This is a genomic window from Pseudomonas sp. GD03875, from assembly GCF_029840585.1.
GTDB lineage: Bacteria > Pseudomonadota > Gammaproteobacteria > Pseudomonadales > Pseudomonadaceae > Aquipseudomonas > Aquipseudomonas paralcaligenes.
Genome location: NZ_JAOCCV010000058.1, coordinates 1 through 11177, shown reverse-complemented (window position 1 = coordinate 11177; position 11177 = coordinate 1). Strand labels below are relative to the sequence as shown.

Annotated in this window: 7 protein-coding genes and 1 pseudogene; 6 read left to right on the top strand and 2 right to left on the bottom strand. The window is 66.7% G+C overall.

Annotation, left to right across the window (positions count from 1 at the left end):
* Positions 1-58 precede the first annotated feature (58 nt).
* From N5D30_RS25620 to N5D30_RS25605, 4 genes and pseudogenes are all read left to right on the top strand, one after another.
* Positions 59-1939 (top strand): annotated as a pseudogene (locus tag N5D30_RS25620) (biotin/lipoyl-binding protein); the annotation flags it as partial.
* Positions 1940-1974: 35 nt separating this feature from the next.
* Complete coding sequence (locus tag N5D30_RS25615) at positions 1975-2778, top strand: aspartyl/asparaginyl beta-hydroxylase domain-containing protein (protein WP_279911258.1); 804 nt, start codon at positions 1975-1977, stop codon at positions 2776-2778.
* A complete protein-coding gene (locus N5D30_RS25610; RefSeq protein ID WP_279911257.1) occupies positions 2766-3791 on the top strand; it encodes a sulfotransferase family protein in 1026 nt (341 codons plus the stop codon). The genes N5D30_RS25615 and N5D30_RS25610 overlap by 13 nt, the downstream gene beginning before the upstream one ends.
* A complete protein-coding gene (locus N5D30_RS25605; protein WP_279911256.1) occupies positions 3767-4267 on the top strand; it encodes a GNAT family N-acetyltransferase in 501 nt (166 codons plus the stop codon). The genes N5D30_RS25610 and N5D30_RS25605 overlap by 25 nt, the downstream gene beginning before the upstream one ends.
* A gap of 12 nt (positions 4268-4279) precedes the next feature.
* Here the strand turns inward: N5D30_RS25605 and N5D30_RS25600 are convergent, their stop codons facing one another.
* Positions 4280-4588 carry a hypothetical protein gene (locus N5D30_RS25600; RefSeq protein ID WP_279911255.1) on the bottom strand — a complete coding sequence of 103 codons (309 nt, stop codon included), beginning with the start codon at positions 4586-4588 and terminating at the stop codon, positions 4280-4282.
* A 54-nt stretch (positions 4589-4642) separates the two neighbouring features.
* Complete coding sequence (locus N5D30_RS25595) at positions 4643-5239, bottom strand: tail fiber protein (RefSeq protein ID WP_279911254.1); 597 nt, start codon at positions 5237-5239, stop codon at positions 4643-4645.
* A gap of 205 nt (positions 5240-5444) precedes the next feature.
* Here N5D30_RS25595 and N5D30_RS25590 point away from each other — a divergent pair, with 205 nt between their 5' ends.
* Together N5D30_RS25590 and N5D30_RS25585 are read left to right on the top strand one after the other, a co-directional pair.
* The gene (locus N5D30_RS25590) at positions 5445-6290 is read left to right on the top strand and encodes a sulfotransferase (RefSeq protein ID WP_279911253.1); all 846 of its coding nucleotides are present in this window, start codon (positions 5445-5447) and stop codon (positions 6288-6290) included.
* A gap of 82 nt (positions 6291-6372) precedes the next feature.
* The coding region (locus N5D30_RS25585; RefSeq protein ID WP_279911252.1) for a DUF4347 domain-containing protein at positions 6373-11177 on the top strand (4805 nt) is incomplete at its 3' end.

The following is an 11177-nucleotide window of genomic DNA, read 5'->3' as shown; positions in this document are numbered from 1 at the left end:
CGACGGCAGGCACATCCGACCGGCCGGCTGTCGCTGAACCTACTTTTTCAACAGATTCGACCTGGAAGAGATGCTGCGCTTCCTCCGCGGCCACGACCTGGTCGACGCAGCCGACGCGGAGCAGCGCGCCAGCTACGCGGCCAAGGCGGCGCAGCAGCGCCACGGCTTCTGGAAAAGCCTGCTGCACCAGTACCTGTTCTTCCGCATTCCGCTGTGGCGGCCGAACGCCTTCCTCGACCGTACCTGGCCCTGGCTCGAACGCCACGGCCCGCGGCTGCTGCGCTATGGCCTGCCGACCCTGCTGGTGATCGGCCTGTTCCTGGTGGCGCGCGACTGGGAGCGCTTCATCGCGACCTTCCCCCACCTGTTCAGCCTCGGCGGGGCCATCGCCTTCGGCATCGCCCTGGCCTTCGCCAAGCTGTGCCACGAGTTCGGCCACGCCTACATGGCCAAGCGCGCCGGCTGCCGGGTGCAAAGCATGGGGCTGGCCTTCATGGTGCTGCTGCCGATGCTCTACACCGACGTCAGCGACGCCTGGCGCGTCAACGACCGCCGCTCGCGGCTGCTGATCGGCGCCGGCGGCGTGCTCGCCGAGCTGCTGCTGGCGTGCATCGCGTTGCTGGCCTGGTCACTATTGCCGGACGGGCCGCTGCGCACCGCCACCTTCATGCTGGCCAGCGCCACCTGGATCACCACCCTGGCGATCAACCTCAACCCGTTCATGCGCTTCGACGGTTACTTCCTGCTCAGCGACCTGTGGGGCGTGGACAACCTCCAGCACCGCGCCTTCGCCCTGTGCCGCTGGCGCCTGCGCGAGGCCCTGTTCGGCTACGGCGAGCCCGCGCCGGAGCCCTGGACGCCGGCCATGCAAAGCCGCCTGCTGTTCTGGGGCTACGGCGCCTGGCTGTGGCGCGCGGCGCTGTTCCTCGGCATCGCCCTGGCCGTGTACCACATGTTCTTCAAGCTGCTGGGCATCTTCCTGATGCTGGTCGAGCTGCTCTGGTTCATCGGCCTGCCGATCTGGCGCGAGTGGCAGGAATGGTGGAGCCGCCGCGACCAGGCGAACCCGTCCAAGGTGCTGCTGACCGCGAGCGGCCTGCTGCTGGTGCTGGCCGTGCTGGCGCTGCCCTGGCGCAGCGGCGTGGAAGTGCCGGCGATGCTCGAGGCCTCCAGCACCAGCGCCCTGCACGCCCCGGTGGCCGCGCGCCTGAAACAGCTGCACGTACATGACGGCCAGGCGGTGGCCAAGGGCGACCTGCTGCTGGAACTGGAGTCCCCCGACCTGGACGCGCGGCAGGCCATCGTCCGCCATGAAATCCAGATCCTGCAGCTGCAACTGCGCCGCCAGGCCGGGCGCAGCGAAACGGCCGGCGACGTGGGCATCCTCGAACAGCAGCTGGCCGAGGCCGTGGCCGAATACCGGGGCCTGGCCGCGCAGCGCGAACGCCTGCAGCTGCGCGCCCCGGAAGCCGGGACCGTGCGCGACCTGCTGCCCGCCCTCGCCCCCGGCCGCTGGCTGAGCCCCGCCGATCCGCTGGTGCGGGTCAAGGCGGCCGGCCTGCGGCTGCGCGGCTACCTGGGAGAGGAATACCTGTGGCGCGTGCAATCCGGCGCCGAGGGCCACTTCATCGCCGACGACCCGGCCCGCCCGGCGCTGGCGGTGCGGCTGGACGAAGTGGACGACACCGGCGTCGCCTATCTTGAGCTGGAGTCGCTCAGCTCCGACCACCAGGGCCCCATCGCGGTGCGCCGCGACGCCCAGCGCCGGGCGGAACCGGTCCAGGCCCAGTACGGCGTGCGCCTGACCCTGCTGGACGAGCTACCCGATCCGTCCCAGCCCCTGCGCGGCGTGGTGGTGCTGGACGGCGCGGGGCAATCCGTCCTCGGCGCGGCCTGGCGCCGGCTGGCGGCGCTGGGGGTGAGGGAAAGCGGCTTCTGACAAGGTTGTCATCCACGGGAAACAGGGAAGTCTCCATGCTCGAACCCCACGCACTGCCGATCTGCTCGCGACTGCCCCTCGCCTTCGCCCTGGAACCCCTGCTGCAGGCGCTGGAGCGGATCGCCCCCGACGCCTGGCAGCATCACTTCAACACCGGCTACTACGAAGGCGACTGGAGTGGCGTCGCCCTGATCGCAGCGGACGACGCCCCGCTGCCGCTGGCCCCCGGCCAGGGCGCGCCGGTGCGCACCGGCTGGTGGCAACGTGAGGCGGCCTTCCACGAACTGCTGGAAGCGTTCCACACCACCGTCCGCAGCGCGCGCCTGCTGCGCCTCGGCCCCGGCTCGCGCATCCACGAACACCGCGACCCGGACCTCGGCCTGGCCGGCAGCGTGCTGCGCCTGCACGTGCCGCTGCTGAGCCCCGAGGGTGTGGAGTTCCTGGTCGACGGCCTGCAGGCCCCCATGCGTCCCGGCGAGTGCTGGTTCCTCGATCTCTCCCGCCCCCACCGGGTGGACAATCCCTCGTCCTCGGAACGCATCCACCTGGTGCTGGACTGCGAGCCCAACGACTGGCTGCTGGCGGCCATCGAACAGGGTTTGCCGACCACGCCGACGCTGCAGCCGGGCAAGGCGGTGCAGGCCTTCCTGCGCTTCCGCCAGCAGGTCGAACGAGACCCGCAGCTGGCGCGACGGCTGCAGTCGCTGACCGACACCCGGGACTTCCTGCACGAAGTGGTGGCACTGGGCGAACGACAGGGGCTGCGCTTCTCCGAGGCGGAAGTGCGAGGCGCCATGCGCCAGGGACGGCAGGCCTGGAGCGACCAATGGCGAGCATGAACCCCGGCGAGGACTTCCACGGCTGGTTGCCCATCCGCATCTGGCGCCCCGACCGCGAATGGCGGGTGGACTGGTGCTGGTTCGGCGAGCAACGACTCACCCGTCCCTTCTTCCGCGACGACGTGGACCAGGCCCTGCGCCTGCCCTTCAACCAGGCCTTCCGCCGCGAAACCGGCCTCCAGGCGCTGCTGGACTGGCAGGCCGCCAGCCCGGGCCTGTCCCCCGGTGCATTCATCTTCCATGCGTCGCGCTGCGGCTCCACGCTGATGGCGCGGATGCTCGCCGGCCTGGAGCGCAACGTCGTGCTCTCCGAACCACCTCCGCTGGACAACCTGCTGCGCGCCCACCGCACCGACCCGGACATCGCGCCCCACCAGCCCGCCCTGGTGGCCGCCCTGCTCTCCGCCTTCGGCCAGCGCCGGCGAGGCGACGAACAGCGGCTGCTGGTCAAGCTGGACGCCTGGAACGTCTTCGAGGCGCCGCTGCTGCAACAGCTCTACCCGGAGACGCCACGTCTCTTCCTCTACCGCGACCCGCTGGAGATCGCCGTGTCCCAGCTGCGCCAGCCGGGCCTGCATTGCGTGCCCGGCTTGCTGGGCCCATCGGCGCTGGATGACACCACGCCGACGACGCCCACGCAGTTCATCGCCCGCACGATCGGGCGCATTCTCGAAGGCGGCCTGGAGCTATGCCACGCGCATGGTGGAATACCAGTGAACTACCTCGAACTGCCAGAAGTGCTCAGAGGCCGGCTGCAACCTTGGCTCGGCCTAAAGGAAACCGATGAACCTGGGCTGCACGAGATTGCCTCGTTCGACGCCAAACAACCGGGCTTCCATTTCAACGCAGATGGTCAGAGCAAGCGCGACGCAGCCGATGCCACGCTGCGTGCAGCGATAGAGCACTGGGCCCGCAAGCCTTTCGAGGCACTGGAAAAACTGCGCCAGTCTGCCTCCGAGACCACATCCAACCCCGGAGAAGCCTACGCATGCTCGACAACACCTCTGCGCTGACCCAAGGCATCGCGATCCGCCCCGCGCGCTCCAGCGACGAAGCCTTCCTGTCCGGACTCTACCGAAGCGCCCGGCCCGATCTGCAACTGATCGACGAGGAAACTGAGTTTGTCGATCAGTTGGTCCAACAACAGCAGCAAGTGATGCAGTCAGGCATCGGCGCGGCCTATCCCAACGCCATGCACTACGTCATCGAGAAACTCGACACTCGTATCGGCTCTCTGGTGGTGGACTTCGGCCACAACGAAGTGCGAGTGCTCTACCTGGCGTTCGTCCCCGCCGCTCGGGGCCTGGGGTTCGGGCGCAGCGTGCTGCAAGGAGTGCAGCAGGCCGCCCGACAAGTGAACCGTCCAGTCGCGGCAGTAGTCTGGCGCAGCAACCTGCAAGCACGCAGCCACTACCTGTCGCTGGGCTTCCAGCTGGAGGAAGCCAGCAATGTAGCGGAACGACTGGTGTGGTATCCGGCTGCAGAATGAGACCGATAGGGATCAGTTGAAGGCAACCTGGAAGTAAGCCGTCCCCGCGTCACGCCCCATATTGGGCACACGGGAAACGAACAGGCCGTCAAGCATTCCTATCTCTGGCAGTTCCAGAGCACAAAGACCATCGACGAAATCGGTCTGCCCCGCAACGCTCAGAGCGACGGCGAAGGGCATACGGCTGCCGGGCATCTGCGACTGGGGCTTGAGATCGATCTGATCGATGCGCACTTCCAGAACACGGCCATCCGAAAGCAACAGTGGGTGAACGATACCCAGCAAGGGCTGGAAGTGGCAGGCTTCGACTTGGTGCAACATGGACTCTCCAGAAAAGAGGCCGGGCCAGTGCGGCCCGACCCGATAACACAAAGGTCAGTTGCGAGACGGGAAGATTCCGTTCAGAGCGATACTGAAATTCACCGCTAGGAAGGGGTTCATCAAGTCGAACGGCTGGCTGCCACCCGCAGCCGCCGCAGTGACGGTGCCCCCCAGGCTGCTGGCAACACCCTGCAATGTCACCGGCGCGCTACCCAGCGCATCGGAGTAGATGGTGGCACTGCCCGGGCCGGTGCCAGAGGCACCTATGAAAGAATTGGTCGCGGTGGGAGCGTTCACCGGGTTGCTCGCAGCCGCAGCCAGTTGCACATTGGTTGCGACGGTCAGCGCACTGGTAATCGCATGCGTGTGCATCGGCATGTTGTTCGGCGTAAGCGTTATGTTCTCGACACCTCCTACCTGGCCAATCGGACGATTAGAAAGACCACCGCCGGTACCTTGCCCGATTGGCATACGGCCTTGCAGATTGGGCAAGCCGAAAGTGGACACACCATTGCCACCATATGTGGTGCCCACCAGCGCGAATAGCGCGCTGAACTGCGAAATGGCCAGGAGCTGTCCGTTACAGAGCGCCCAGCCGGAAGGCGCGTAGGGGAATGCGAACGGCTGAATAGTGCCGATGAAAACTTCCATCTCTCATCTCCAGTTGTTTTTGGCTGGGTCGCGCCGCCCTACCACTCACGTGATGGTGGAAAACGCAGCGCCCCACGGGATATAAAAGCACCTCTGGCGAAAAGCAGCGTTATTTTCGCGCCCGATTTTCTGATCGATCTGTCACAAGTGCCGTGCCAGTGGCACTAGACTAGTATCCGCCCCACTCAATCCACGAAGCCTAGGCATGTCCACAGATCACTATCACTTCATCTCCGGCTTGCCTCGCTCGGGCTCGACGCTGTTGTCGGCGCTGCTCCTGCAGAATCCACGTTTCCGTGCCGGAATGACCAGCCCGGTCGGCACGCTGTTCGGGGCCGTGCTCGCACAATGCAGCGCCGGCAGCGAGTTCGGATCAGTGATCGAGCTGGCGCAACGACGCCGGTTGCTGAAAGGATTGTTCGACAACTACTACGCCGACTGCGGACGACCGGTTGTATTCGATACCAACCGCCAGTGGTGCTCGCGTCTGCCTGCGCTGCATGACCTGTTCCCACAGGCCAAGGTAATCGCCTGCGTACGCAATGTGGCATGGGTGATGGACAGCATCGAACGCCTGTACCGTGCCAACCCTTACGAGAACACCAAGCTGTTCGCGGACGACACGGAACGTAATACCGTCTACAGCCGGGTTGATACCCTGGCGCAGCGCAACCGGCTTGTGGGCTTCGCCTGGGCGGCTCTGAAGGAGGCCTATTACGGCGAGCACGCCGACTCGTTGCTACTGGTGGACTATGAATTACTGACAAATGCACCGGAGCAAGTGCTGCGGCTGATCTACGATTTCATCGGCGAAGAGTGGTTCGCGCACGACTTCGACAACCTGAATTACGATGCTCCTGAGTTCGACCAGGCACTGGGCGTCAGCGGGCTGCACCGAGTGAGGCCACGTGTGGCGCCGCAGACGCGGCGTACAGTACTGCCACCTGACCTGTTCGAGCAGTATGCCAAGCTATCATTCTGGGAAGATGGCTCAGCCAGTACCGCCAGCGTGATCCGGCTGCGTCAGGAAGCAGTGGTGGCGACAGCGTAGCCCTACAAGGATTGTCAGGCCGCCAGGAATGAGTCCGGCGGCGAATGCCGCCGCGGCGGTCGCATGCAAAGAGGATACGAGCATGTGGTGGAGCAAGCGCAATACAACAAGAAACACCCGCGGGCATGACCGTTCCCAGACCAGCTCACCGCTGATCCAGGCGCTGGAACCCCGCCTCATGTTCGACGGCGCGGCTGTCGCGACCGCACTTCAAACATCCGACGCGCCGGCTCAGGGCTCATCCGCCCATTCGTCTCCCTCTTCTGACGGTTCAGACCACGCCCTGCCCCCCACCGCCGCCACGCCACCACAAGGCGAGTCCGGCACGCGCAGCGTCCTGTTCGTCGATGCCCGCGTGAAGGGCGCCGACGAACTGGTAGCCGATGTCAGGCCTGGTACCGAAGTGGTCTACCTGCGCGCGGACCAGGACGGCCTGGCGCAGATGAACACCTACCTCGCCGGCCATCCCGGCGCTCAGTCGGTACAGATCCTGGCCCACGGCTACAGCGGCGACCTGTGGCTGGGCAGCAGCTATCTCTCCGCTGAAAACCTCAATGCCTATTCCGATAGCCTGGCGCGCCTTGGCCAGAACATGGCGCAGGGCGGCGACATCCTGATCTACGCTTGCAACACTGCCGACGGCGAGCGCGGATCGGCCTTTGTCGATGCATTGGCCGCAGGCACCGGTCGTGACATCGCCGCGTCCAGCAACCGCACTGGCGCCGGCAGTGACTGGGTGCTGGAAGTCACCCGCGGCAGCATCGAAAGCGCATCGGTACTGTCGGCCACAGCCGAGTACGGCTACAAGTACAACCTGGCCACCATCACCGTGACCAGCAACGCCGACACCGGCGCCGGCACCCTGCGCAACGCCATTGCCGGCGCCATCACCGGCGACACCATCACCTTCAGCAGCGGCATGACCGTCGGCCTCACCACCGGCCAACTGGTTATCAACAAGAACCTGACCATCGATGGCGACCTCAACAACGACGGCGTCGCCGACGTGACCCTGGACGCCAACTACCGCAGTCGGGTGCTCCAGGTGCAGGCCGGCAGCAACGTAATGCTCGACGGCCTGGTGATCACCCGTGGCCTGGTATCCGGCGACGGCGGCGACGCCGGCAGCGGTCTGGCCGCCGCCAACGCCTTCGGCGGCGGCATCTGGAACGCCGGCACCCTCACCCTGCTCAACACCTCGGTCACCGCCAACGCGGCGGCCGGTGGCGGTGGCGGTGGCGGCAACTTCGCCTATGACGGCGGCGGCGGCGGCGGCGGCGGCGCGCTGGGCGGCGGCATCGGCGGCCGAGGCGGCGAATCGGGCGTCTCCGACAATCTGGGCGCCAGCGGCAGCGCCAACCAGGGCGGCCGCGGCGGCGCCGATAGCGCCTTCCCCGGCATGGGCGGCCAGGGAGGCACCGGCGTCGGTGGCGCCGGAGGCAGCTATCTGGGCTATTCCACCGGCGGCACGGGCGGCACCGCCACCAATGGCAGCATCAGCATCGGCGGTGGCGGCGGCGGCCTGGGCACCGACGCCACGGGCGGCCGAGGCGGCTCCGCGGCAGGCGGCATCTACAACGCCGGCGGCGGCACCATCAACGTCATCGGCAACTCGATCATCAGCAACAACCTCGGCGCGGGTGGCGGTGGCGGCGGTGGGGGTGCCGGCGGTTCGCTGGGCAACCAGAACGGCGGCGACGGCGGACGTGGCGTCGGCGCGGTGTGGAACAAGGGCACCTTCAACATCACCGCGGCCAACAACGCCGCCATGACAGGCAACGGCGCCGGCACCGGCGCCGGCGGCCAGGAGCTGGGCACCGGCTCGCCCGGCTCCAGCCCCGCCGCGGTCACCGGCATCTACAACGATGGAGGCTTGCTCAACACCAGCTACGTGCCCAATGCGCCGCCCGTGCTGGGAGGGCTGCAAGGCGACAGCGTCACCTTCACCGAGGGCGACAGCGCCCAACTGATCGACCTGGGCAGCAACGCCACGGTGTCGGACGGCGATTCGGCCGACTTCAACGGCGGCAGTGTGCGGGTGTCGATCACCACCAACCGCGTCACCGCCGAAGACCTGCTGTCGATCCGCAACCAGGGCACCGGGGCCGGGCAGATCGGCGTCAGCGGCAGCACCATCACCTACGGAGGCGTTGCCATCGGCACCTTCACCGGCGGCAGCGGCAGCAACGATCTGGTGATCACCTTCAACTCGACCTCGGCCACGCCGGCCGCGGTCGAAGCCCTGTTGCACAACCTGGTGTACGACAACAGCAACGTCGACAACCCCACCGCGTCGGCACGCACCCTGAGCGTCACCGTCTACGACGGCGACAGCTACACCACCACCAACAACACCGTCACCGTCAACGTGGTGGCGGTGAACGATGCGCCGACGCTCAGCCCAGCCAACAGCAACGCCAGCTATACCGAGGGCGGCAGCGCCGCCGTGCTCAGCGGCAGCCTGACGCTCGCCGACGTGGACAGCACCACCTTCCAGGGCGCCACCGTCACCGTCAGCGACTTCCGTGCCGGCGACGTGCTGTCCGTCGGCTCCCCCAACGGCTTCACCGTCAGCTACGACAGCGGCACCGGCGTGCTGACGCTGAGCGGTGGCGGCTCGCTGGCCTCGTTACAGGCCGCGCTGCGCTCGATCACCTATTCCTCCACCTCGGACGACCCCACCGCGGGCGGCACCGACGCCACCCGCCAGATCAACTTCACCGTCACCGACAGTGGCGGCGCCACCTCCACCGCGGTCACCGCGCAAGTGGCAGTCACCGGCGTCAACGACGCCCCGGTGGTCACCGTCAGCGGCCCCTCTGCGTCCTGGAGCGAAGGCAACAACGTCGCCTCCACCCCGGTCGCGGTGGACCCGGGCCTGACCCTGTCCGACGCGGACGGTCCGAACCCGAACCAAGCCACCGCGCGCATGCTCACCTACTACAGCTCCCAGGACACCCTGAGCTTCGTCAATGACGGGCTGACCATGGGCAACATCATCGGCACCTGGACCGTCGGCAACGGCACCCTGACCCTGACCTCCGCCGGCAACCAGGCCACCGTGGCAGAGTTCCAGGCCGCGCTGCGGGCGATTACCTACAACAACTCCTCGGAAAGCCCGAACAGCACCACCCGTACCGTGCAGTTCATCGTCACCGATGGCAGCAATGCCCAGTCGACGGCCGTGACCCGTGACATCACCATCACCGCGGTCAACGATTCGCCAACCATCAGCGCCGTCGCGTCGCTGCCGATTACCGAGGACACACCGACGGCGCTCGGCCAGATTACCTTCAGCGATGTCGACACCACCCTTGGCGTCGCGACGTTCTCGGTCGGCAGCGGCACCCTCAGCGCCATCGGCGCCGGCGGCGTGACCGTGGGCGGCACGGCGACGGCCCTGACCCTGAGCGGCACCCTGGCCAACATCAACCTGTTCATCGCCAACAACCGCCTGGTCTATACCCCGGCGGCCAATGCCAGCGGCGACGTGACCCTGACCATCAACATCAACACCACCAGCGTGTCCGACGCCACCACCACCGTGACCCTGCAGGTCGCTGCGGTGAACGACGCCCCAGTGATTACCGCACCGGCATCCATTACGGTGACCGAGGATGTGTCGAGCGTGATCAGCGGCTTCAGCTTCACCGACGTCGATGCCGGCATCAACACCGTCACCGCGACCTTCTCGGTGCCAAGCGGCACCCTGAGCGCGGTCACTGGCATGGGTGTCACCGTCACTGGCTCCGATACCGGCGAGCTGACCCTGTCCGGCAGCCTGGCCGATATCAACTTCTTCGTCGCGGCCAACGGCGTGACCTTCAAGACCGCCCAGGACGCCACCACCAGCGTGACCCTGACCGTGACCCTAAACGACAAGGGCTTCAGCGGCTCGGGCGGCGAGCAGACCGACACCAAGACCGTCACCCTCAACGTCAGTGCGGTCAACGATGCCCCGGTCAACAATGTGCCGGCGGCGCAGACCGCGCAGCAGAACATCGCCCTGGGCTTCAACACCGCCAACGGCAACGCCATCTCCATCACCGACGTGGATGCCGGCAATGGCCTGATGACCGTGACCCTGACCGCGACCAACGGCACGCTCAGCCTGGGCAGTCTGAGCGGCATCACCGTGCTGCTGGGCACCGGCACCAACGACGCGAGCATGATCTTCGAGGGCAACCGCGCCAACATCAATGCCGCGTTACAGACGTTGAGCTTCAAGTCCGGCAGCACCTTCCTCGGCGCCGCCAGCCTGACCATCGAGACCAACGACAACGGCAACTCCGGTAGCGGCGGGGCGAAGACCGATGTCGACACCATCTCGATCAACGTGATCCCGGTGAACCCCAAGGTCACCAGTGTTTCCGCCCAGGGCCTGGATCGCACCGTGAAGATTGGCGACGAAGTGCTGGTCAACATGGTCTGGGACCAGGTCGTCAACGTCGATACCAGCGGCGGCATCCCGAGCCTGCTGCTGGAAACCGGCCTGATCGATCGCAACGCGATCTACGTCAGCGGCTCGGGCAGCAATACCCTGGTCTTCAAATACACCGTGCAGGCCGGTGACGTCAGCGCCGACCTGGACTTCCAGAGCACCGCCGCGCTGCAACTCAACGGCGCGGTCGTGACCAACGCCAGCAACGACATGGCGGTGCTGACCCTGCCGACCGTGGGCGGCGCCGACTCGCTCGGCGGGCGCAGCAACATCGTGGTCGATGGCGTGGTGCCGATGGTCGGCAGCGTCAGCGTCCCCGCCGACGGCACCTACATCGCCGGCCAGAACCTCGATTTCACCGTCAACTTCAGCGAGGCCGTGGTGGTCGACACCAGCGGCGGCACGCCGCGCATCGCCATCACCCTCGATACCGGCGGCACCGTCTA